Source organism: Nocardioides palaemonis (assembly GCF_018275325.1).
In the GTDB taxonomy this organism is placed as follows: Bacteria; Actinomycetota; Actinomycetes; order Propionibacteriales; family Nocardioidaceae; genus Nocardioides; species Nocardioides palaemonis.
The window spans coordinates 15,586-37,481 of record NZ_JAGVQR010000004.1 but is presented as its reverse complement, the minus strand read 5'-3'; the positions used below and the strand labels follow the sequence as shown (position 1 = coordinate 37,481).

Genomic DNA, 21,896 nt, shown 5'->3' with positions numbered 1-21,896 from the left:
TCACAGCCCCAGCATCCGCCCGATGATCTCCTTCTGGATCTCGGTGGTGCCGCCGTAGATGGTCTGGATCCGGGAGTCGGTGTAGGCCTTGGAGATCGGGTACTCGTCCATGTAGCCGTAGCCGCCGTGCAGCTGGACCCCCGCGTCGACGACGCGCTTCTGCAGCTCGGTGGTCCACCACTTCGCCATCGAGGCCAGCGCGGTGTCGACCTCGCCGGCGTTGAGGCGCAGCACGCAGTCGTTGATGAAGACGCGGGCGATGTGGGCCTCGGTCGCCATCTCGGCGAGCACGAAGCGGTTGTGCTGGAACTTCCCGATCGGCTTCCCGAAGGCCTCACGCTCCTTGGCGTAGGCCAGGCACAGGTCGAGGACGTGCTCGACGGCCGCGACCGCGATGCAGCCGATGGAGACGCGTTCCTGCGGCAGGTTCTCCATCAGGTAGACGAAGCCCCTGCCCTCCTCGCCGAGCAGGTTCTCCTTCGGCACCCGCACGTCGGTGAACGACAGCTCGGCGGTGTCCTGGGCGTGCAGGCCCATCTTCGCCAGGTTGCGGCCGCGCTCGAAGCCCTCCATGCCGCGCTCGACCACCAGCAGCGAGATGCCCTGGTGGCCGGCGTCGGGGTCGGTGCGGCACACCACGACGACGAGGTCGGACAGGATGCCGTTGGAGATGAAGGTCTTGGAGCCGTTGAGGACGTAGTGGTCGCCCGCGTCGACGGCGCTCGTGCGGATGCCCTGCAGGTCGGAGCCGGCGCCGGGCTCGGTCATCGCGATCGCGGTGATGATGTCGCCCGACACGCAGCCGGGCAGCCACCGCTGCTTCTGCTCCTCGGTCCCGAGGGCCGAGATGTAGGGGACGATGATGTCGGTGTGCACCGCGAAGCCGGGACCGGAGGCGCCCGCGCGGGCGGCCTCCTCGGCGAGCACCATGTTGTAGCGGAAGTCCTTGATGCCCGCGCCGCCGTAGGCCTCGTCGACGTCGAAGCACAGCAGGCCCCGCTCGCCCGCCTTGCGCCACACCTCGCGGTCGACGACGCCGGCCTCCTCCCACGCGGCGTGGTGGGGTGCGACCTCCTTGTCGAGGAAGGCGCGCGCGATCGCGCGGAAGTCCTCGTGCTCCTGCTCGAGGATGCTGGGGCGCTCAGGCATGGTGAGGGGTTCCGTTCAGGTCGTCGAGCATGGACAGCGGACCGAGGTCGGCCAGGGTGTGGCCGCCGGGATAGGTCGTGGGGCGGTGGACGTACGCCGTGCGGCGCGGCGGCGCGAACCGCAGCAGCCGGCCGCGCAGCCGCAGCCCGCCGCGGACCGCCCGCACGAACCAGCGCGGCTGGCGCGGCAGGCCGAGCACCTCGCGCAGCGGCTCGTCCATCACAGCGATCGTCACCCGCCGCAGCAGCGGGCGCAGCGGTGCGGGCGACGTCTGCCTCGCGATCCGGATCGACGCCTCGGCGAGGCGGGTGGCCTCAGGGGTGGGGGCGAAGTGCCGGCGCTCGTAGTCGAGCAGCAGCGCGAGGTAGCCGTCGTAGGTGTCGGGCAGGTCCTTGAGCCCCATCAGCTCGCCGAACCGGGTGGTCACCTTCGTGATCGCGGCGAGCTCGTGGGGGTCGAGCCGGCGCCAGCCGTACGCCTCGATCCACCGCACCGGACCGACGATGGTGGTGGCCAGGACGTAGGCCTTCTCGTGGTCAAAGATGTCGTAGTGGCCGTGGATCCGGTTGAGCCGTCGCAGCGCGGCGTGCGACCGCGGCGAGTCGATGCCGTCGAGCGTCGCCTCCTGGCCGATCAGGATCGTGTCGTCGTAGCGCTTGACGCCGTGGTCCTCGAACTCGCGGGTCCGGTCGAGCAGCCGCGCGATCGACGGGATGCCGTAGTCGCGCATGAACGCGATGCCGGTGCCCTGCGAGTAGTCCCACGGGAACTCGAAGCGCGCGGTGAGCCGCAGGATCTCGTCGTGGTCGACCGCCGGGTCGAGCGTGCGGATCCGGCGGAGGTGGTCGAGGCGGCCGGGCGCGCGCGGGGTCAGGACACCCATTCCTTCACCTGGGCCACCGTTGCGGCCGGGTCGTCGCTGACCGGCGTGATGTTGAGGTCGGTGACGCCGGCCTCGCGGAAGGCGGCGATCCGCTCCTTGACGTACGACTCGGGGCCGACGAGGTTGGCGGCCTCGAGCCACTCGGTCGGCACCAGCGCCTCGGCCTCCTTCTTCTTCCCCGAGAGGTAGAGGTCCTGGATCTTCTCCGCCTCCTCCTCGTAGCCGTAGGCGCGGGCGACGTCGTTGTAGAAGTTCTTGCCCTTCGCGCCCATGCCGCCGACGTAGAGCGCGAAGATCGGACGGGCGAAGTCGAGCAGGGCCTTGGTCTCCGGTCCCTCGCCGATCGCGAGCATGCCGCCGGCCATCACCTGGAGCGGGGCGAGGCCGTCGAGCCGCTTGGCGTTGCCGGCGGCGAGGGCGTCGCCCCAGACCAGGTGGGCCTTCTCGGGGTGGAAGAGGTGGGGGATCCAGCCGTCGGCGATCTCGGCGGTCTGCTGGACGTTCTTCGGGCCGAGCGAGGCGATCCAGATCGGGACGGTGTCGCGCTCGACCTTCGTGAGGATCTTGAGCGGCTTGCCGAGCCCTGTGACGGCGCCGTGCTCCTTCGTGAGCGGGAGGTGGAACTCGCCGTCGGAGGTGAGCGGCTCCCGCTTGAGGCCGCGGCGGATGATCTCGACGACCTCGGCGGTGCGGGCCAGCGGCTTGCGGTAGGGCACGCCGTGGAAGCCCTCGATCACCTGCGGGCCGCTGACCCCGAGCCCGAGGATCGCGCGGCCCTGGCTGACGTTGTCGAGACCCGCGACGGTCTGCAGCAGGGCACCCGGCGTGCGCGAGTAGATGTTGAGGATGCCGGACCCGATCTGCACGGTCTCCGTCTTCGCGGCGAGGTAGCCCATCAGCGTGGGGGAGTCGAAGCCGTACGCCTCCGCGACCCACACGCTGTCGAGCCCGGCCCGCTCGAGGGCGACCACGTCGTCGGCCGCCTTGCGCGGGTTGCCGTCGTACATCAGGAGGGTGGCGAGGCGCATGCGGCAATCGTGACAGTTTCACTGTCACAATGGAAGGGCGCCTGCTCGCGGAGCGGTGTCCCACCCACATTCTCGGCGCCGCGAATGTGGGTCAGCCACCCCTCTCTGGCATGTCCCTGCGCGACGCGCGGCTGAGCGGTGTCCCACCCACCCTTTCCGCGCCAGGACTGTGGCTCAGGCACCGCTGGTCGGGGTGGCTCAACGGCGGAGGCCGTCGAGGATGCGCTGCGAGGTCGGGGAGGGGTGCCAGGCAACCGCCTCGTCGACGGGGTGGAGCCGGGGCGCGGGCACGAAGAACTCGTGGCACTGCCCGTACATCCCGATCAGGTCGCCCCAGGCGGTCCGGCCGACGAGGACCTGGAAATAGAGCGTCCTGCGGCCACCGGGGCAACCGAGGTCGGCAAAGGTCGTGCCGGGCTTTCCGATGCCGGTCTCGATGTCGTGCACGAGCGTTCCGAGGTCCTTCGGCCGGATCTTCGCCGGTCCGGTCCACGGCGGCACATCCTTCCCGCGACCGGTCCGCCAGCAGGACACAGCGACCACGATGTCGGTGACGTCGCCCGTCAGGGAGTACGCCGGCCCGAGCTCGCCGTCCACCGGACAGTCGGGCGCTCTCGGCAGGGCCGAGTGCGCCGGGGTGCGCTCGCGCTGCTCCTCGACCAATGCGAGCGCTGCGTCGAGCACCTCGTCGGCCCCGAAGTAGTCGCCCGTGGACGTCGAAACCTTCCCGCAGCCGCCGGTGTCCCCGTGGACCCGGGCGTACCGGTCGCGCGAGAAGCGCAGCAGGAGGTCGTAGCCCGGGCCGCCCTGGAAGGTGCAGTCGTACGGCTCGGCCGGCGTCTCCTCGAGCCCGTCCAGCACGTCGACGAGCCGGGACAGGTCGCCCTCGACCAGGTCCGTCGGCGCCGTCCACGGCATCGAGCTGTCGGGATCGGCGCACACCAGCATCGCCAGCGGCTCGGCCTCGAGCGGCAGCACCGGCACCTGGGTCACCTCGGTGTCGCAGGTGAGCTCCCCGCTGATCGCGTACGCGCGGTCGACGTCCGAGCGCGGGGGCGCCGGTCGGTCGGCGCCGAGCGCCGAGATCAGCGCCATGACCGGCAGCACCAGCGCGAGCAGCGCGAGCGCACCGAGCAACCCAATGCCGTACGTGCGTCGGTTCATCGACGGAGCCCGTCGAGGATCCGCTGGGCCGAGGGAGACGGGTGCCAGAACCGCGACTGCGAGCCGTCGGAGTACTCCCAGGAACGGACCGGAGAGGCCAGGAACTCCCGACACACCCCGCGCACCGCGACCACGTCGCCCCAGCGCGTCTGCCCGACCAGGTCCTGCCAGTAGTAGCCCGCGTCGCCGCCGGGGCAGTCCGGCTCACCGAACCCCTCCTGCGCTTCGCTGCGAACGGACAGGTCGTCGACGAGCTTGGCCAGCAGTCGCGGCGGCACCGGGCGCTGGTCACGCCACGGCCCGACCTCGACGGCGTTCGGGCGCCAGCAGGTGACCGCCCGGACCAGCTCGTTGGGATCGCCGAGGACGGACAGCCTGTGGTCCCGGTCCGGACGTTCCTGGCCGCACTGGAGCGGCAGGTCGACGAGGTCAGCGGGCGGCTCCGTGGTGAGCCGCTGCTCGGCCAGCGCGTCCATGAAGGTCGCGACGACCTCGTCGGAACCACCGACCTCCTCGCCACCGATGGTCACGGTGCTGCACCCGCCGGTGTCACCGGCGACCGAGACGACCTCGCCGGAGGCGAGCGCGAGCCGGAGGTCGAAGGCGTTGCCTCCGTCGTTGGTGCAGATGACCGGCGACTCGTCGGTCGACTCCGGCAGCGGCTCCAGCGAGGCCAGCAGGTCGACCAGGGACGTGAGGTTCGAGTGCAGCCCGTCCTGCGGCCCGAACCACGACGTGTTGCGGTTGTCGATCGCGCACAACCGCGCAGCCACGACGCCGGTCGGAGCGGAGGGAGCCGGTGTGGCTGCGTCGTCACAGGACATGGACGCGGCGACCCCGGGGTCGCCGGCCACCCGCTGCTGGACCGGCGAGGCGGTGGAGCGGTCTCCACCCGACACCGGGTCGAGGACGTACGGCACCAGGCCGAGCGGCACCACCAGCAGCACGAGCCCGCCCAGCGCTCCCGCGACGTACCCCCGTTTCGTCATGCGCCAGAGCATGGTGCCGCGGACCCCCTCGCGGAAGGCGCGTCACCGAACCGTGATGCGGAGTGGGGACGATCCTCGTGACATAGCGGGTGCGATCCTCCCCGCTGTTCAGCCCTTTCCGTGCCACGACTCCCAGAGCGAGGCATACGAGCCGCCCGCCTCGACCAGCTCGTCGTGCGAGCCGAGCTCGGCAATCACGCCGTCCTCCACCACGGCGACGCGGTCGGCGTCGTGGGCGGAGAACAGGCGGTGGGCGATCGCGATGACCGTACGTCCCTCCAGCACCCGCGCGAGTGAGCGCTCGAGGTGGCGGGCGGCGCGCGGGTCGATCAGCGAGGTGGCCTCGTCGAGGACCAGCGTGTGCGGGTCGGCCAGCACGAGCCGGGCCAGCGCGACCTGCTGGGCCTGGGCCGCGCTGAGCGCGCGACCGCCGGACCCGACGAGCGTGTCCAGCCCGTCGGGCAGGGCGAGCGCCCACTCGCGGGCGTCCACCGCGGCCAGCGCGTCGAGCACCTGCGCGTCGTCGGCCTCGGGCCGGGCGAGCACGAGGTTCTCGCGCAGCGTCCCGACGAAGACGTGGTGCTCCTGGGTCACCAGCGCGACGTGGCCGCGCAGGTCGTCGAGCGGGAGCTCGACCAGCTCGACGTCACCGACGGTGACGCTGCCCGTGCGCGGCGGGTGGATGCCGGCGAGCAGCCGGCCGAGGGTCGACTTGCCGGCCCCCGACGGGCCGACCATCGCGATCCGCTCGCCGACGCCCACGTCGAGGTCGACGCCGTGCAGCACGTCGCGGCCCTCGACGTAGGCGAAGCGCACGTCCTCGGCGTCGAGCTTCTCCGAGGCGGGCTCGCGTCCCGAGACGCTGCGGTCGTCCGGCACCTGGGCGACGCCGAGCAGCCGCGACAGGGCCGCCGCACCGAGCTGGAGCTCGTCGAGGATCGAGACCAGCCGGTCGACCGGGTCGATGAGCATCTGGACGTAGAGCGTCGCCGTCGTGACCTCGCCGAGCGTCACCTCGCCGCGCGCGTAGAGCCAGCCGCCGAACAGCAGCGTGCCGACGACCGGCAGCAGGTAGCTCAGCTCCATGCTCGGGAAGAAGCGGGTGCGCAGGTGCAGCGTGTAGCGCTCGGCGGCGAACGACGCACGGCAGTCGTCGTCGCCCTGCTGGACGCGCTTGGCGCCGAGCCCGAGCGCCTCGACGGTGCGCGAGCCCTCGACGGTCTCCGAGAGCGTGGTGGTGATCTGGGAGTACGAGGCGGTCTCGGCGAGGTAGCCGTCCTTGGCCCGCGCGAGGTACCACCGCAGGCCGACCACCAGCGGCGGCATCGCGAGCAGGCAGGGCAGGAACACCCACCAGCCCACCGACAGGGCGGCGGCGAAGGTGAGCACCGCGGTGACGACCGCGATGGTCCACTCCGGCAGCGCCCACCTCACCGACCAGCCGAGTCGGTCGATGTCGGAGCCGGTGCGGGTGAGCAGGTCGCCGGACCCGGCCGCCTCGACCGTCCCGACCGGGAGCGCGAGGGTGTTGGCGACGAAGTCCTCGCGGAGCTCGGCCAGCACCAGCTCGCCCATCACCTGCGAGCGGTAGCGGGCGTAGCGGGTCAGCACCGACTGCGCGACGAGGAAGACCGCCAGCAGCACGACGATCCGGTCGACGTACGCACGGGTCGTGCCCTCCTCGACCGCCTGCACGAGGTCGCCGAGCAGGCGCGGCGCGGCGAGCGCGGTCACCGCGGCCAGCACGTGGAGGCCGAGGGCCGACCACAGCAGGAACGGGTGGCGGTGCGCGACCTGACCGACGTAGCGGCGCACGGCCGCCCCGTCGGCGATCGGCAAGCGGGTCGTCACGCTCATGCGCGTACTCGCTTCGCTCCGTGCGCGCACGAGGCACGTGACGCACTGTGTGGGATGACTCGCTCGCTGCGCTCGCTCATGCCGGCACCTCCACGTCGCGGACGACGACGGCGCGGTAGGCCGCGTCGGAGGCGAGCAGCTCGGCGTGCGTGCCGGTCGCGACGACCCGGCCGTCGACGAGGAACGCGACCTCGTCGACCGCGTCGAGCAGCAGCGGGCTGGCGGTCGTGACGACCGTGGTCCGGCCGGCGCGGTGGGCGCGCAGCCGCGCCGCGATGCGGGCCTCGGTGTGGGCGTCGACGGCGCTGGTCGGCTCGACCAGGACGAGCACCTCGGGGTCGGCGGTGAGCGCCCGGGCCAGGACCAGCCGCTGGCGCTGGCCGCCCGAGAACGAGCGGCCCTTCTCGGTGACGACGGTGTCGAGGCCGTCGGGCAGCGCCTCCAGCACGTCCTCGGCCGAGGCGGTCGCGATCGCGGCCTCCACGCCCCCGCGACCGTGCTCGTCGAGCCGGTCGCCGAGGCGTCCGGCGAAGAGCGTGGCGCCGGTGTCGGAGACCATCACGCGCTCGCGCACCACGGCGTGCGGCAGCGAGGTCAGCGGGGTGCCGCCCAGCGACACCTCGTCGTCCTGCTCGGCGGCGCAGAGCCCGAGCCGGTCGGCGAGGAGCGCCGAGTCGTCGGGGCGCTCGGAGACGACCGCGGTGAGCGAGCCGGGGCGTACGCGCAGGCCGGAGCGGGCGTCGACGAGCTCGGCGAGCGGGGGCGGGGCGGCGGCGGGGGAGGCGGGCTCGACCACGTCGGGGTCGAGCGCCAGGACGCGGCACACCCGCGACGCAGCCACCCGGCCGCGGATCAGCTTGTTGGCGAACTCGGTGGCGGTGCGCAGCGGCAGCATGAGGAAGGCGGAGTAGCCGTAGAAGGCGACCAGCTCGCCGGCGCTGATGTCGCCGGACACGGCCGAGCGCGCGCCGAGCCAGACCACGAGCACCACGAAGATGCCCGGCAGGAACACCTGGAGCGCGTCGAGCACCGACTGCAGGCGGGCCACCTCGACCGCCGCGGTGCGGGTCGCCTGCGAGTCGCGGCGGTAGCGACCGAGGAACACGCCCTCGCCACCGATGCCGCGGAGCACCCGCAGGCCGCCGACGATGTCGGTGCCGGTGTTGGACAGGTCGGAGCGCATCTGCCGCTCGGTGGCGCTGCGCGCCTGCAGCGGCTTGAGCAGCGGGCCCATCACGAGCAGCAGCAGGGGGACGCCGACGAGCACGACCAGGCCGAGCTGCACGGAGGTGGTGAGCAGGATGGTGGAGACGAGGAGGAAGGAGACGATCGCGCCGGAGAAGCGGGCGGTCACGTCCATCACGTTGCCGATGTGGTCGAGGTCGGTGGTGCCGATCGCGATCACCTCCCCGGTGCTGACCTTGCGCGGCAGCGAGCCGCCGAGCCGCACCGACTGGCGGGTGGTGAGCTGCACGACGCGGTAGGACGCGGTCAGCCAGTTGGTGACCGCGAAGCGGTGGCGCATGATCCCGGTGACCGCCTGCAGCAGGCCGATCCCGAGCATCAGGCCTGCCCACACCAGCAGCTGCTGCTGGTCGCGCGCGGCGACGCCGCGGTCGATAGCCCGCCCGAGCACCGCCGGCATCACCGCCTGGCACGACATCCACACGATGCCGAAGGACATCCCGCCGAGCAGGGTCTGCCACTGGCCGCGGGCCAGCCACCACAGGAAGCGGCCGGGAGTGCGGTGGTCCGCCACTCCGGGATCGGGGACGGGGAGGCTGCGCACCGACAGATCCTAGGTTGCGCCGGGTGCGCGGCTCGACCGGTTTTCGCGGGCGGACCGCCTCACCGGGAGCGCGCGGGTCGACCGTGGGGTGCGCACGTGCGGCGGGTGTCGCCCCGATTCGGCTCCTGGACGGGCCAGGACCGCCACACGTGCGCACGCACCCGCTGTCGACGCTCTCGCGTGGTGCTACGCGACCGGACGTGGCGACTGCTCGGGCCGCGACGGGTGCGGGGTTGTCGGTGCGGGTCATGCCGACCGCGCTTGCGTACACGTGTCCGAGATCATGCCCTCGAGCTGCTCGGAACAGGGCGACAAGTCGGACACATGTCCCCGAGTGCCGAGCGCGGGCCGCGGGTCTCAGACCTCCACTGACCGCTCACCTGCGAGCACCGCCGCCACCGCCTCCGAGCGGGGGCCCGACCCGAGCAGGACGGCGGTGACGAAGTCGGCCGTGAGCGACTCGTACGTGCGGGCTCGCCGCAGCATCGCGTGCCTGCCGCCGCCGACAGCGATCCGGCCGATCCGCAGCGCGTCCGGGGCACGCCGCACCAGGTCCTCCGACAGCCCCGGGCGGGCGATGCGGTCGTCGGTCCCGTGGACCACCAGCACCCGGGCGTTGGTCCCGTGCACCTGGTCGGTGGGGTGCAGCCACGGGTTCAGGGCGACTGCCGCACGGACCGCGAGGTCGCCGCCGGACGCCAGCAGCGCCGCGCGCCCGCCCAGCGAGTGGCCGACCAGCGCCACCGGCAGGTCGCCGTGGAGGTCCTGCATGCGCTCGAGCGCCCGCGCCACGTCCATCACCGGGGTGGTCCGCGAGTCCCAGCCGCGGTGCGAGTTGAGCAGCCGGTGGACGGCGAGGCGCCTTCGGCCGGCACGGGCGATGCGCCGGGCGACCGGCACCATCCGCAGCACCGACAGCTGGGCCGGGCTCACCGTCGTCCGCCCCTCGCGGGCGGCCCCACCGTGCAGGACCAGGACGACGCCGTCGGGGCTCGACGGCGCGCGGACAGGGACGAGCCGGGCGGTGCTCATCGCGCCCCGTACCCCCGGTCGCCCGGTCTGATGCCCGGCCTCAGCGCCCGAGCCCCGCCACCACCTCGGCGCCCGGCAGGTCGGCGAGCAGGCGGCCGGGCACCAGCAGCTTGGAGCGGCGCACCCCGCTGCCGAGCACCACGAGCGGCTCGTCGAGCAGCGCGTCGTGGACCAGCACCCGCCAGCCCGTGGGCAGTCCGAGCGGGGTGATGCCGCCGTGCTCCATCCCCGACTCGGCCACCGCGCGGTCCATCGGCAGGAAGGAGCACTTGCGCACGTCGAGGAGCTTGCGGACCAGCGTGTTGACGTCGGCGCGGGTGTCGGCGCGGACCACGCAGGCCGCGACCCGCTCCTCGCCGCCCCGGGAGCCGGAGACGACGACGCAGTTGCCACCCGCCGTCATCGGGACGTCGTACGCCTCGCTCATCGCCGCCGTGTCCGCCAGGTCGGGGTCGATCGCCACGACCGCGACCTCGCCCGCGCCCGACCAGCCCGCGAGCGCCGCCGCCACCGGCGGGGCGACCAGCTCGGGGCGCTCGACGGCGGGCAGGGACTGCAGGGTGGGCAGGCTCGGGAGCGTCACGCGGTCATCATCCGGCATTCACCCGGACGTCACCGCCCGGTCCCGCTCGCCGGTCAGGCTGCTGCCATGACGGTGACCCGCGAGCGGCTCCAGATGGCCCCGTCGTTGGTCCTCACGCCGGCCGTGGTCGCGCACCGCGGCGCCAGCGGGCACCGTCCCGAGCACACCCTCGACGCCTACCGGACCGCGATCCGGATGGGCGTCGACGACATCGAGCTCGACCTCGTCTCGACCCGGGACGGGGTGCTCGTCGCCCGGCACGACCTCGAGCTCAGCACGACGACCGACGTGGCGTCGCGTGCCGACCTCGCCCACCTGCGCCGCACCCGCACCGTCGACGGGGTCGCGCAGCGGGGGTGGTTCGCCCAGGACCTGACGCTCGCGGAGCTGAAGACCCTCGCGACGCGCGAGCGGATGCCGCGCACCCGCCCGGCCAACACGGCGTACGACGGTGCCGAGGGGGTGTCGACGCTGACCGAGGTGCTCGCCATGGTGGCCGCCGAGTCGGTACGCCGTGGCCGGGGAGTCGGCGTGCTGCTCGAGCTCAAGCACGCCGACCACCACGACCGGGCGGGCCTGCCGCTCGACGAGCCGCTGCTGCGCGAGCTCGCCCGCCACGGCCTCGACCACCCGTGGGCGCGGGTCACGCTGATGTCCTTCGAGGCGGGGATCCTGCGCCGCCTCGCCGGGCGCACCCGCCTGCCGATCATCCAGCTGCTCGAGCCCGGTGACGACGTGACTCCCGAGGCCCTCGACCGGATCGACGACTACGCCGACGGCATCGGCCCGCACACCTCGATGGTGCTGCCGCGCGACGCGACGGACGCCACCGGCCCACCCTCCTCGCTCGTCCGCGACGCCCACCGGCGTGGCCTCACCGTCCACGTGTGGACCCTGCGCGGGGAGAACCGGTTCCTGCCCCGCCACCTGCGCCACGGCGACGCCCCCGACGGGCTCGGCGACCTAACTGCAGCCGTGCGGGCGATGCTCGACGCCGGCGTCGACGGGATCATCACCGACCACCCCGAGCAGGCGCTCCGGGCGCGCCGCGAGGTCAGCCAGGCCGAGCCTGCGGGATGACAGGTACGCCCTGCCACCGGCGTACGCTCGCCTCGTGACGCACGTCTGCACTGATTCGTCGAAGGCCCTCCTGCAGCGCATCCGCGCGTCCGTGATCGGCGACGACCAGGTGATGGAGGGCCCCTACGGCCCGCGCCGGGTGACCTACGCCGACTACACCGCGTCGGGTCGCAGCCTCACCTTCATCGAGGACTTCATCCGCGACCAGGTGCTCCCGGCCTACGCCAACACCCACACCGAGGCCAGCGGCACCGGCCTGCAGACCACGCGCCTGCGCGAGGACGCGCGCCGGATCATCCGCGACGCGGTCGGCGGCGACGACGACACCGTCGTGGTGTTCTGCGGCTCGGGCAGCACCGCCGCGATCGACAAGCTGATCGGCATCCTCGGCCTGCGGGTGCCGGCCGGGCTCGACGACCGCTACCACCTGAGCGACGCGATCCCCGCCGACCAGCGCCCCGTCGTCTTCATCGGGCCGTTCGAGCACCACTCCAACGAGGTCAGCTGGCGCGAGACGATCGCCGACGTCGTGACGATCCGCGAGGACGCCGACGGCCACGTCTCCCTCGACCACCTGCGCGAGCAGCTCGAGCTGCACGCCGACCGGCCGCTGAAGATCGGCTCGTTCTCCGCCGCCTCCAACGTCACCGGCATCGTCACCGACACCGCCGGCGTCGCCGACCTGCTCCACGAGCACGGGGCGCTGAGCTTCTGGGACTTCGCGGCGTGCGCGCCCTACGTCGACATCGAGATGAACGGGCCCGGCACGTCGCACAAGGACGCGATCTTCATCAGCCCGCACAAGTTCATCGGCGGCCCCGGGACGCCCGGCGTGCTCGTGGTGCGGCGCGAGCTGATGACCAACCGGGTGCCGGTGGTGCCCGGCGGCGGGACCGTCATGTACGTCAACCCCACCGAGCACCGCTACCTCGACGACCCCGCCCACCGGGAGGAGGGCGGCACCCCGGCGATCGTGGAGTCCATCCGCGCCGGCCTGGTCTTCCAGCTCAAGCAGGCCGTCGGGGTCGAGACGATCCAGGCCCACGAGGAGCAGCTGCTGCGCCGGGCGGTGGAGGCGTGGCGGGCCGAGCCGACCCTGCAGATCCTCGGCAACCTCGACTCCCAGCGGCTGTCGATCGTCTCGTTCGTGGTGAAGGCGCCCGACGGGGCCTACCTCCACCACAACTTCGTGGTGGCCCTGCTCAACGACCTCTTCGGCATCCAGACCCGCGGCGGCTGCTCGTGCGCCGGCCCCTACGGCCACCGGCTGCTCGACATCGACCTCGACCGCAGCCATGCCTTCGAGGCGCAGATCGCCACCGGCTGCGAGGGCATCAAGCCCGGCTGGGTGCGGGTCAACTTCAACTACTTCGTCGACGAGGAGGTCTTCTCCTACGTCGTCGAGGCGGTCCGGCTCGTCGCCCGCGACGGCTGGCGGCTGCTGGGCGACTACCGCTTCGACCCGCTGACCGGTCTCTGGCACCACCGCACCGGGCCGGTCGAGCCGCCGCTGCGCCTCGCCGACGTCTCCTACGCGGCGGACGGGTCGATGACCTACCCGAGGCACGCGACGACGGCCCCCGTCGAGGTGCTCCGTGAGCACCTCGACGAGGGCCGCGCGATCATGGCGGCCGCCGTCCCGCCGGACTGGTCGGATCCCGCCCACCTCGGCGAGGACTTCGACGCGCTGCGGTGGTTCGCGCTCCCCGCCGGCTCAGTGGGGTGAGCGCGTCCGCGATGGCCACACCGTCGCGGCGAGGCCGGCAGCACCGGCCGCGATCCACGGGATCGGCATCAGCCAGCGCAGGTCGTGGCCCTGGACCACGTCGGCCTGGAAGAGCGCCCAGACCGTGACCAGGCCGGCGAAGGCGATCCCCATCACGAGCTGGCCGACGTTGACCGGGTGGAAGCCGGTGGGCTCGTCCGGTGCGTCGAGGGGACCGACCATCGGCTCGTCGTAGCCGTAGACATCGGTGTCGTAGGTGTCGTGCTCGCTCATCGTCGTGCTCCTCAGGCTGCCTCGCGGACGACGATCTCGCCCACGAACAAGTCGATCGTGATGGACATCTCGGGTGCGCCCGGGCCGCCGTCGCGGAAGCCGTCGAGGTTGACGTCGAGCCCGTCGCGCCGCTCGCCGAAGACCCGGCTGTCGCCTCCGGCGGCCTGCGTGCGCACCGTGACGTCGACGTCGTCCGGGACGACCACCTCGACGCGGCCACCGACGCCGTCGATGGAGACGTCACGGCCGTCGAGGGCCTCGACGTCGGCCACGTCGGACAGGTCCAGGGTCAGCTCGCCGCCGCCGAGGTCGTACGAGTCACGCACCTCGCTCGCGCTGGTGGGGACGTGGGAGACCCGCTCCTCCGGGTAGGCGCTGGCGAGCGTGACCACCGCGCTCACGAGCGCCGTGACGAGGCCGAGCGCGATCAGGCCGCCGGCGCGGCCCCAGACGGAGCCGAGGAGCAGCATCGCGGCCGTGACGCCGAGCGCCAGCACCGGGTACGCGCTGGGGGTGACGGCCACGCCGGCCAGGTCGACCACGCCGAGCACGCCCTCGCCGAGCGCGATCAGCGCAAGGGTGAAGAGGAACAGGATCGGGCCGCGCCGGCGCGGGTTGCGCGGCCGGGTGCGGACGTACGCCGCTGCCTGCTCGCGCCGTCGTGGTCCCCAGTCGTCGGGCGCCCAGCCGACGGCCGGGGTGTCGTAGGTCGCGCCGGGCGGCGCCTCGGCCGGGTCGTGCTCGACAGTGGGGCCGGTCGCCGGACCGGTCGCAACGGGCGCCTCGTAGCCGTAGCCCGAGGTCGGCCCGCGGCGCTCCTTGCGGTGGAGGTAGAGCACCACCAGCGCGGCAAGGACGGCGAGGGGCCAGGGGAACCAGGAGGCGCCGGCCCAGTCGCCGACCGCGCACAGCAGCGCGACGACGCCGACGACGGCCAGGGCGATCGAGCGGTTGCGCCGGTCGAGGCCCAGCGGCTCGTCGTCGGTGCCCTCCTCGGGCACGAGGATCCACGCGCCGACGTAGGCCAGCAGGCCGGCGCCGCCGAAGAAGACACCGACCACCAGCACGACCCGCACGATGATCGGGTCGATGTCGAGGTGCCGGGCCAGGCCGCCGGCGACGCCGGCGATGTGCCGGTCGGTCACGCTGCGGCGCAGCCGGCCGAGGTCCTTGACGTCGTCGCGGGTGACGCGGGGACCGGAGTCGGGTGGCGGCTGGGTCCCGGTGGAGGTGGTGCCGGTGGTCTCGTCCATGGCACCCACTCTCGTCGCCCCCGGCGCCCGCCACCATCGGGGACAGCCCTGATCCGCCCCGCGCCGGTCCGGGGCCGGCTCAGGGGCGCCTCGGGGTCAGTCCTCATGGTCCGGGCTGCTCGCGCCTGCGACGATGGAGCCACGATGAGCCACACGACCACGAGCGCTGCCGGGCCGCGCCCCGCGCAGCCGCGCCGCGCCCACCGCGACACCACCTCGCCGATCGCGGGCGGGGTCGCGGCGGGCCTGGCCGCGCACCTCGCGGTGCCGGTGCTGTGGGTGCGCGTGTTCTTCGTCGCCACCGCGTTCCTCGGTGGCTTCGGGCTGCTGCTCTACGCGGGCCTGTGGATCTTCCTGCCGTCCGGGCAGGCGTTCGAGGTGAGCACGCCCGGCCTGGAGAGCGCCACCCGCACCGGCAAGCGCCCGGGCCGTCGCTCGCGGCTGCGCGACGCCGGCCCGGCGATCGCGCTCGGCGCGCTGTTCTTCGGCGTGGTGCTGGGCTTCGAGGGGATCTTCGGCCAGGGCGTGCTGTTCTGGCCGGTGGTGCTCGGGGTCGCCGGCATCGGGCTGCTGTGGCGCCAGGCCGACGAGGCGCAGCGCGAGCGCTGGGTCGACTCGTCGGGGCGCATCGACCCGTTCCGCGCGGTGTTCGGCAACGGCGGCTGGGCGGCGTACACCCGCATCGCCGCCGGGCTCGGCCTGGTGCTGACCGCGCTCCTCGTCTTCGCCGTCGCCGCCGGCCAGGCGAGCTTCGCGGTGCCGGTGCTGGTCGCGGGCCTGCTCGGCCTCCTCGGCCTCGCGCTGGTCGTCGGCCCGTGGGTGGTCCGCCTCGTCGACGACCTCGGCGCCGAGCGCGCCGAGCGGGTCCGCACCCAGGAGCGCGCCGACATGGCCGCCCACCTGCACGACTCGGTGCTGCAGACCCTCGCGCTGATCCAGAAGAACTCGCACGACGCCACGACCGTGGCCCGGCTCGCGCGCTCGCAGGAGCGCGACCTGCGCCAGTGGCTCTTCGAGGCCGACACCGCCGACGCCACCACGCTCGCCGGCGCGCTCAAGGAGATGGCCGCCGACGTGGAGTCCCAGCACCCCGTCGTGGTCGACGTCGTGACCGTCGGCGACTGCGACCTCGACGAGGCGCTGCGCCCGATCGTGCTGGCCACCCGCGAGGCGGTCGTCAACGTCGCCAAGCACGCCGGCACCCAGCGCGCGGACGTCTTCGCCGAGACCAGCGACGCCGCGGTCGACGTCTTCGTCCGCGACCGCGGCGCGGGCTTCGACCTCGACGAGGTCGCCGCCGACCGGCAGGGCGTGCGCAGCAGCATCGTCGACCGGATGGTGCGCCACGGCGGTCGGGCGGACGTACGCTCGGCGCCCGGCGAGGGCACCGAGGTCCGCCTGCACATGCCCCGCACGTCCCACCCCACCGACCAGGAGCACCGATGACCGAGACCGTCCCGTCCGCCCCCGCAGGACCCGTGCGCGTCGTCCTGGTCGACGACCACGCGATGTTCCGCGCCGGGGTGCGCGCCGAGCTGGCCGCGAGCGGGGCCGGGGTGGTCGAGGTGGTCGGCGAGGCCGCCGACGCCGACGCCGCTGTCGAGGTGGTCCACCGGCTGCGCCCGCAGGTCGTGCTGCTCGACGTGCACCTGCCCGGCGGGGGAGGCGTCGAGGTGATGCGGCGCCAGCCCTCGCCCGAGACGCTCTACCTCGCGCTGTCGGTCTCCGACGCCGCCGAGGACGTCATCGGCACCATCCGTGGCGGCGCCCGGGGCTACGTCACCAAGACCATCACCGGTCCCGAGCTGGTCGACGCGATCACCCGGGTCTCGGGCGGCGACGCGGTCTTCTCGCCCCGCCTCGCAGGGTTCGTGCTCGACGCCTTCGCCGGCTCCATCGACGTCGCGGCGGTGGACGAGGACCTCGACCGGCTGACCGAGCGCGAGCGGGAGGTGATGCGCCTGATCGCCCGCGGCTACGCCTACAAGGAGGTCGCCAAGGAGCTCTTCATCTCGGTGAAGACCGTCGAGACCCACATGTCGTCGGTGCTGCGCAAGCTCCAGCTCTCCAGCCGCCACGAGCTGACGAAGTGGGCCTCGGACCGCCGTCTGCTCTGATCCGGCGGACCATTCCCGCGGGTGAAGGACGTTTGACAACCACCGCCCGACGCGATTCGGTCGTCGGATGGCAGACACGGCGACCACGCCCGACCTGGACGACGACAGCGAGCTCAAGCGGTCCATCACCGGCCGCCTGCTCTTCTTCTACACCCTCGGCGACGTGCTCGGATCGGGCATCTACGTGCTCATCGGCCTGGTCGCCGCGGCCGTCGGCGGGGCGTTCTGGATCGCCTTCGCGCTCGGCGTCACCGTCGCCGCGATCACCGGTGCGGCCTACGCCGAGCTGGTCACCAAGTACCCCCGCGCAGCGGGCGCGTCGCTCTACGTCAACAAGGCGTTCGGCAACCGGGCGCTGACCTTCCTCATCACGGTCTCCTTCCTCGCCGCCAGCATGGCGGCCTCGGGCTCCCTCGCGACCGGCTTCGCGTCCTACTTCGCCGAGCTCTGGGCCGGACCGCCGGCCCTGCTGGTCTCGCTCGTCTTCGTCGCGATCCTGGTGGTGGTCAACTACATCGGCATCACCGAGTCGGTCGTCATCAACATGCTGATGACCTTCGTCGAGGCCGCCGGCCTGGTCATCGTGATGGTCATCGGCATCGTCTACGTCGCACAGGGCAACGCCGACTTCGGCGTGCTGACCCACATCGACACCGGCGGCGACTACAGCAGCCCCGCGCTGGCCGTGCTCGCCGGCATCTCGTTCTCCTTCTTCGCCATGACCGGCTTCGAGAACACCGTCAACGTCGCCGAGGAGACCATCGAGCCCTACAAGGCGTTCCCGCGCTCGCTCGTCGGCGGCATGCTCGTGGCCGGCCTGGTCTACGTCCTGGTCTCGATGGCCGCGGCGCTGACCGTGCCGACCGACACGCTGGCCAGCTCCGACGCCGCGCTCCTCGAGGTGGTCAAGGCGGGCATCCTGCCGTTGTCCACCGACCTGATGGCCACGCTGTTCTCGATCATCGCGCTGGTGGCCATCACCAACACGACCCTGGTCACGATCGTCACGCAGCCGCGCATCCTCTACGGCATGGCCCGCGAGGACGTCGTCCCCGGCATCTTCGCCAAGATCCACCCGGTGCGGCGCAGCCCCTGGGTCGGCCTCATCTTCAGCGGCGCGGTCGTCGGGCTGCTGCTCGTCATCGGCACCCTGGTGACCGAGGCCGGTGGCGGGATCGACCTGGTCGGCCGCCTCGCGACCGTGACGGTCGTGCTGCTCCTCGCGATCTACGCCCTGGTCATCCGTGTCGTGCCTGCGGCTGCGCGGGCAGGACGAGCACGACGAGATCTTCCGCGCCAACACCGCGCTGCTCGTGGTGGGGCTGGTCGGCAACCTGGCGATCCTGGGCTTCACCGTCTACGACGACCCGCACTCGCTGCTGTGGTGCGCCGGCCTGCTGGCCATCGGCGGCGTGCTGTTCGTTGCCGAGAAGCTCTTCGGGAGCACGGGCACCGGCTCCCGCACCCCGGATCTCGACGACGCCGGGACGGGGGCCTGACATGCACGTCGTCGTCGCCACCGACGGCTCGAAGCAGTCGCTCGCAGCCGCCAAGCAGCTCAAGTCCTTCGCCGATCCCACCAAGGTCACCGACATCTCGGTGGTCGCGGTGATCCGCCCGCTCGCCTCCGTGGCGTTCGCCGACGACCTCTCCGAGCAGAAGCTCGACGGCTCGTTCCGCGACGCGGCCCAGGGCGCGGTCGACGCGATCGCCGCCGTCTTCGACGGATGGGGCCCGAAGGTGCACAAGCGGATCCGCAGCGGCTCGGCGGCCAACGAGATCATCAAGGCGGCCAAGCAGTACGACGCCGGGCTGGTCGTGGTGGCCGCCGGTGGCCGTGGGTTGAGCGACAGCGTGCTGGTCGGCAGCACCGCGCAGCGGGTGCAGCACTACGCGCCCTGCCCCGTGCTGGTCGTCCGGCCCGCGCCGCGGAGGCGCAAGCGCTGACGAGGAGCCGCGGCGCGGTCGCTAGGGTGTCCGCCATGGAGACCCTGCGGCTGGTGCTGCTCTTCGTCCACATCCTCGGCTTCGCGGCCCTCCTGGGCGGCCTGCTGGTGCAGCTGCGCACCGAGCCGAAGGTGGTCAACTCGCTGATGCGTGACGGCGCGGGCACGGCGTTCCTCGCCGGACTGCTGCTCGTCGGCGTGCTCGAGTCGCTGGGCAGCCCCGACCACGCGAAGATCGGCGTGAAGTTCGCGATCGGCCTGGTCATCCTGGTCCTGGTGATGGCCAACCTGCGCAAGCCGAGCATCCCGCAGGGGCTCTACTACGGCATCCTCGCGCTGACCGTCGCGAACATCGCGATCGCGGTGTTCTGGTCGCCCGCGCACGCCTGAGCGAGGCCACGTACCGCCCGGTCCACAGGGCCACCGGCGAGGCGGTGGATGTCGTCGTCGCCGCATAGGCTGGGGGCGACATGAGCCCCACTGACGCACCGGCCGACCAGGCCCTCTTCGAGCACCGCGACCACCCCCTCCTCGACGGCCTCAACGACCCCCAGCGCGCCGCCGTGACCCACTCGGGTGCGCCGCTGCTCGTCGTGGCCGGAGCCGGCTCGGGCAAGACCCGCGTGCTCACCCGTCGCATCGCGTGGCTGATCCAGGAGCGCAAGGCCCACCCGGGGTCGATCCTCGCGATCACCTTCACCAACAAGGCCGCCGCCGAGATGAAGGAGCGCGTCGAGGACCTCGTCGGCAAGCGCGCCCGGATCATGTGGGTCTCCACCTTCCACTCCGCGTGCGTGCGGATCCTGCGCAAGGAGATCGACCGGCTCGGCTTCAAGTCCAACTTCTCGATCTACGACGCCGCCGACTCCAAGCGGCTGATGACGCTCGTCCTGCGCGACCTCGAGCTCGACCCCAAGCGCTACCAGCCCAACGCCGTCCTCCACTGGGTCTCCGACCAGAAGAACGAGCTGCGCGACGCCGAGGACGCCGCCAAGGACGCGCGCAACTCCTTCGAGGAGGCCTACGCCAAGGCGTTCGCCGCCTACCAGCGCCGCCTGCGCGAGGCCAACGCCCTCGACTTCGACGACCTGATCATGACCACGGTCCACCTGCTCCAGGCGTTCCCCGACGTGCGGGAGAACTACCGCCGCCGGTTCCGCCACGTCCTCGTCGACGAGTACCAGGACACCAACCACGCCCAGTACAGCCTCATCCAGCAGCTGTGCGGCGCCTCGATGGAGGAGCCGGAGACCGAGGTGATGGGCGAGCAGGTCGCGCCCAGCGAGCTGATGGTGGTCGGCGACGCCGACCAGTCGATCTACGCCTTCCGCGGAGCCGACATCCGCAACATCCTCGACTTCGAACAGGACTTCCCCGACGCGACCACGATCCTGCTCGAGCAGAACTACCGCTCCACCCAGACCATCCTCACCGCCGCCAACTCGGTGATCGGCAACAACCGCAGTCGCAAGCCCAAGCGGCTGTGGAGCGAGGCCGGCGACGGCGCGCGGATCGTCGGCTACGTCTCCGACGACGAGCACGACGAGGCGCGCTTCGTCAGCGAGGAGATCGACACGCTCGTCGACGAGCACGGCGTACGCCCCGCCGACGTCGCGGTGTTCTACCGGACCAACGCCCAGTCGCGGGTGTTCGAGGAGGTGTTCATCCGCACCGGCCAGCCCTACAAGGTCGTGGGCGGCGTCCGCTTCTACGAGCGCAAGGAGGTCCGCGACGCGCTGGCCTACCTGCGGATGCTGGTCAACACGGCCGACGAGATCTCGCTGCGCCGGGTGCTCAACACCCCCAAGCGCGGCATCGGCGAGCGGGCCGAGGCGTGCATCGCCGCCCTGGCCGACCGCGACCGCATCACGTTCTGGGAGGCCCTCGTCCGGGCCGAGGAGGCCCCCGGACTCGCGACCCGCAGCCTGAAGAACATCCAGGGCTTCGTCGCGATGGTCCAGGAGCTCCAGTCGATGGTCGCGGCCGACGAGCGGCCCGACGTGATCCTGGAGTCGGTCCTCGAGCGCTCGGGCTACGTCACCGAGCTCGAGGCCAGCGACGACCCGCAGGACGGCACCCGGGTGGAGAACCTCGCCGAGCTCGTCGCGGTCGCGCGCGAGTTCGCCGAGGACCCGCAGCCCGGGCCGAGCGCCGACCCCGCCGACGTCGAGGCAGGCACGATCGCGGTCGGCCTGGGCGACTTCCTGGAGCGGGTCGCGCTGGTCGCCGACGCCGACCAGATCCCCGACGCCCCCGACGGCGACGACTCGGGCGTGGTCACGCTGATGACCCTCCACACGGCCAAGGGGCTCGAGTTCCCGGTCGTGTTCCTCACCGGCCTCGAGGACGGCATCTTCCCGCACCAGCGCTCCCTCGGCGACCAGCCCGAGCTCGAGGAGGAGCGCCGCCTCGCCTACGTCGGCCTCACCCGTGCCGAGCAGCGGCTCTACGTCTCGCGGGCCCTGGTCCGCTCCGCCTGGGGCGCCCCGGCCCACAACCCGGCGAGCCGTTTCCTCGACGAGCTGCCGGTCGACCTCGTCGACTGGCGCCGCACCGCCGCCGAGCAGACCCGCTGGGGCCGCGCCGACCACGCGTCGGGCGGCCCGGTCCGGATGGGCAGCCCGACCGCCGCCGGTCGCCGCAACTTCACCTCGGCCGCGATGCGCGCCGACGCCGCCGCGAAGGCCAAGCCCGCCCGCGAGATCCCGAGCCTGGCCCCGGGCGACCGCGTCGTCCACGACTCCTTCGGGATGGGCACCGTCGTCGCCGTCGACGGCGTGGCCGAGAAGTCCGTCGCCTCGATCGACTTCGGCTCCGAGGGCGTCAAGCGCCTGCTGCTGCGCTACGCGCCGGTCGAGAAGCTCTGACGCCGGCCCCCTCGAGCGGTGCGTGAGGGGGATTCGGGGGCGCTGGACTGCCCCTCACGCACCGCTCGCGGGTGTGGTGGCGTACGCCGCGCCGGTGGGCGGTGCGTGAGGAGGATTCGGGCGGCTGGAAATCCTCGTCACTCACCGCTCTCGCGGGGGG

At 72.6% G+C, this 21,896-nt stretch carries 19 protein-coding genes; 8 read left to right on the top strand and 11 right to left on the bottom strand.

Annotated elements, in window-relative coordinates; translation table 11 throughout:
• From KDN32_RS15875 to KDN32_RS15835, 9 genes are all read right to left on the bottom strand, one after another.
• Positions 1–1,149 carry an acyl-CoA dehydrogenase family protein gene (locus KDN32_RS15875; protein ID WP_211733252.1) on the bottom strand — a complete coding sequence of 383 codons (1,149 nt, stop codon included), beginning with the start codon at positions 1,147–1,149 and terminating at the stop codon, positions 1–3.
• Positions 1,142–2,032 carry an oxygenase MpaB family protein gene (locus KDN32_RS15870; RefSeq protein WP_211733251.1) on the bottom strand — a complete coding sequence of 297 codons (891 nt, stop codon included), beginning with the start codon at positions 2,030–2,032 and terminating at the stop codon, positions 1,142–1,144. Before KDN32_RS15870 ends, KDN32_RS15875 begins: the two co-directional genes overlap by 8 nt.
• On the bottom strand, positions 2,020–3,060 hold the full coding sequence (locus KDN32_RS15865) for an LLM class F420-dependent oxidoreductase (RefSeq protein ID WP_211733250.1): 1,041 nt from the start codon (positions 3,058–3,060) through the stop codon (positions 2,020–2,022). Before KDN32_RS15865 ends, KDN32_RS15870 begins: the two co-directional genes overlap by 13 nt.
• A gap of 198 nt (positions 3,061–3,258) precedes the next feature.
• Entirely contained in the window at positions 3,259–4,224 is a 966-nt protein-coding gene (locus tag KDN32_RS15860; protein WP_211733249.1) for a hypothetical protein, read from the bottom strand.
• Positions 4,221–5,213, bottom strand: coding sequence for a hypothetical protein (locus tag KDN32_RS15855; protein ID WP_211733248.1), 993 nt, complete (start codon positions 5,211–5,213; stop codon positions 4,221–4,223). Before KDN32_RS15855 ends, KDN32_RS15860 begins: the two co-directional genes overlap by 4 nt.
• Before the next feature lie 108 nt (positions 5,214–5,321).
• A complete protein-coding gene (locus tag KDN32_RS15850) occupies positions 5,322–7,070 on the bottom strand; it encodes an ABC transporter ATP-binding protein (protein WP_249217238.1) in 1,749 nt (582 codons plus the stop codon).
• Positions 7,071–7,146: 76 nt separating this feature from the next.
• Complete coding sequence (locus KDN32_RS15845; protein ID WP_211733247.1) at positions 7,147–8,859, bottom strand: ABC transporter ATP-binding protein; 1,713 nt, start codon at positions 8,857–8,859, stop codon at positions 7,147–7,149.
• A 357-nt stretch (positions 8,860–9,216) separates the two neighbouring features.
• Positions 9,217–9,891 (bottom strand): alpha/beta hydrolase, encoded by a 675-nt coding sequence (locus tag KDN32_RS15840; protein ID WP_211733246.1) that lies wholly within the window; start codon positions 9,889–9,891, stop codon positions 9,217–9,219.
• 40 nt (positions 9,892–9,931) lie between these two features.
• Positions 9,932–10,474, bottom strand: coding sequence for a YbaK/EbsC family protein (locus KDN32_RS15835; protein WP_372446554.1), 543 nt, complete (start codon positions 10,472–10,474; stop codon positions 9,932–9,934).
• Positions 10,475–10,540: 66 nt separating this feature from the next.
• Here KDN32_RS15835 and KDN32_RS15830 point away from each other — a divergent pair, with 66 nt between their 5' ends.
• On the top strand, positions 10,541–11,554 hold the full coding sequence (locus tag KDN32_RS15830; RefSeq protein ID WP_249217237.1) for a glycerophosphodiester phosphodiesterase family protein: 1,014 nt from the start codon (positions 10,541–10,543) through the stop codon (positions 11,552–11,554).
• Positions 11,555–11,588: 34 nt separating this feature from the next.
• Positions 11,589–13,280: an aminotransferase class V-fold PLP-dependent enzyme gene (locus tag KDN32_RS15825; RefSeq protein WP_307854155.1), complete on the top strand. Its 1,692-nt coding sequence runs from the start codon at positions 11,589–11,591 to the stop codon at positions 13,278–13,280.
• On the opposite strand, the gene KDN32_RS15820 is transcribed toward KDN32_RS15825, so the two are convergent.
• Positions 13,269–13,553: a hypothetical protein gene (locus KDN32_RS15820; protein WP_211733244.1), complete on the bottom strand. Its 285-nt coding sequence runs from the start codon at positions 13,551–13,553 to the stop codon at positions 13,269–13,271. The two genes, KDN32_RS15825 and KDN32_RS15820, sit on opposite strands and share 12 nt — an antisense overlap.
• Positions 13,554–13,564: 11 nt before the next feature.
• Positions 13,565–14,806 carry a PspC domain-containing protein gene (locus tag KDN32_RS15815; protein WP_211733243.1) on the bottom strand — a complete coding sequence of 414 codons (1,242 nt, stop codon included), beginning with the start codon at positions 14,804–14,806 and terminating at the stop codon, positions 13,565–13,567.
• 144 nt (positions 14,807–14,950) lie between these two features.
• Between KDN32_RS15815 and KDN32_RS15810 the strand changes: the two genes are divergently transcribed.
• The 6 genes from KDN32_RS15810 to pcrA all read left to right on the top strand — a co-directional run bounded on the left by KDN32_RS15810 (position 14,951) and on the right by pcrA (position 21,736).
• Positions 14,951–16,252 carry an ATP-binding protein gene (locus KDN32_RS15810; protein WP_211733242.1) on the top strand — a complete coding sequence of 434 codons (1,302 nt, stop codon included), beginning with the start codon at positions 14,951–14,953 and terminating at the stop codon, positions 16,250–16,252.
• Positions 16,249–16,923 (top strand): LuxR C-terminal-related transcriptional regulator, encoded by a 675-nt coding sequence (locus KDN32_RS15805; RefSeq protein WP_211733241.1) that lies wholly within the window; start codon positions 16,249–16,251, stop codon positions 16,921–16,923. Before KDN32_RS15810 ends, KDN32_RS15805 begins: the two co-directional genes overlap by 4 nt.
• Positions 16,924–16,990: 67 nt before the next feature.
• Complete coding sequence (locus KDN32_RS15800) at positions 16,991–18,535, top strand: APC family permease (protein ID WP_211733240.1); 1,545 nt, start codon at positions 16,991–16,993, stop codon at positions 18,533–18,535.
• Entirely contained in the window at positions 18,424–18,870 is a 447-nt protein-coding gene (locus tag KDN32_RS15795) for a universal stress protein (RefSeq protein WP_211733239.1), read from the top strand. Before KDN32_RS15800 ends, KDN32_RS15795 begins: the two co-directional genes overlap by 112 nt.
• A gap of 35 nt (positions 18,871–18,905) precedes the next feature.
• Positions 18,906–19,259, top strand: a complete 354-nt coding sequence (locus tag KDN32_RS15790) for a hypothetical protein (RefSeq protein WP_211733238.1) — start codon at positions 18,906–18,908, stop codon at positions 19,257–19,259.
• 80 nt (positions 19,260–19,339) lie between these two features.
• Complete coding sequence (gene pcrA / locus KDN32_RS15785) at positions 19,340–21,736, top strand: DNA helicase PcrA (RefSeq protein ID WP_211733237.1); 2,397 nt, start codon at positions 19,340–19,342, stop codon at positions 21,734–21,736.
• Positions 21,737–21,896 lie beyond the last annotated feature (160 nt).

Coding starts and splice junctions, on each gene's coding strand:
- KDN32_RS15790 (WP_211733238.1), top strand. CDS start 18,906: ATGGAGACCCTGCGGCTGGTGCTGCTCTTCGTCCACATCCTCGGCTTC.
- KDN32_RS15820 (WP_211733244.1), bottom strand. CDS start 13,553: ATGAGCGAGCACGACACCTACGACACCGATGTCTACGGCTACGACGAG.
- KDN32_RS15800 (WP_211733240.1), top strand. CDS start 16,991: ATGGCAGACACGGCGACCACGCCCGACCTGGACGACGACAGCGAGCTC.
- KDN32_RS15795 (WP_211733239.1), top strand. CDS start 18,424: ATGCACGTCGTCGTCGCCACCGACGGCTCGAAGCAGTCGCTCGCAGCC.
- KDN32_RS15865 (WP_211733250.1), bottom strand. CDS start 3,060: ATGCGCCTCGCCACCCTCCTGATGTACGACGGCAACCCGCGCAAGGCG.
- KDN32_RS15810 (WP_211733242.1), top strand. CDS start 14,951: ATGAGCCACACGACCACGAGCGCTGCCGGGCCGCGCCCCGCGCAGCCG.
- KDN32_RS15840 (WP_211733246.1), bottom strand. CDS start 9,891: ATGAGCACCGCCCGGCTCGTCCCTGTCCGCGCGCCGTCGAGCCCCGAC.
- KDN32_RS15855 (WP_211733248.1), bottom strand. CDS start 5,213: ATGACGAAACGGGGGTACGTCGCGGGAGCGCTGGGCGGGCTCGTGCTG.
- KDN32_RS15850 (WP_249217238.1), bottom strand. CDS start 7,070: ATGAGCGTGACGACCCGCTTGCCGATCGCCGACGGGGCGGCCGTGCGC.
- pcrA (WP_211733237.1), top strand. CDS start 19,340: ATGAGCCCCACTGACGCACCGGCCGACCAGGCCCTCTTCGAGCACCGC.
- KDN32_RS15870 (WP_211733251.1), bottom strand. CDS start 2,032: ATGGGTGTCCTGACCCCGCGCGCGCCCGGCCGCCTCGACCACCTCCGC.
- KDN32_RS15860 (WP_211733249.1), bottom strand. CDS start 4,224: ATGAACCGACGCACGTACGGCATTGGGTTGCTCGGTGCGCTCGCGCTG.
- KDN32_RS15815 (WP_211733243.1), bottom strand. CDS start 14,806: ATGGACGAGACCACCGGCACCACCTCCACCGGGACCCAGCCGCCACCC.
- KDN32_RS15805 (WP_211733241.1), top strand. CDS start 16,249: ATGACCGAGACCGTCCCGTCCGCCCCCGCAGGACCCGTGCGCGTCGTC.
- KDN32_RS15830 (WP_249217237.1), top strand. CDS start 10,541: ATGACGGTGACCCGCGAGCGGCTCCAGATGGCCCCGTCGTTGGTCCTC.
- KDN32_RS15875 (WP_211733252.1), bottom strand. CDS start 1,149: ATGCCTGAGCGCCCCAGCATCCTCGAGCAGGAGCACGAGGACTTCCGC.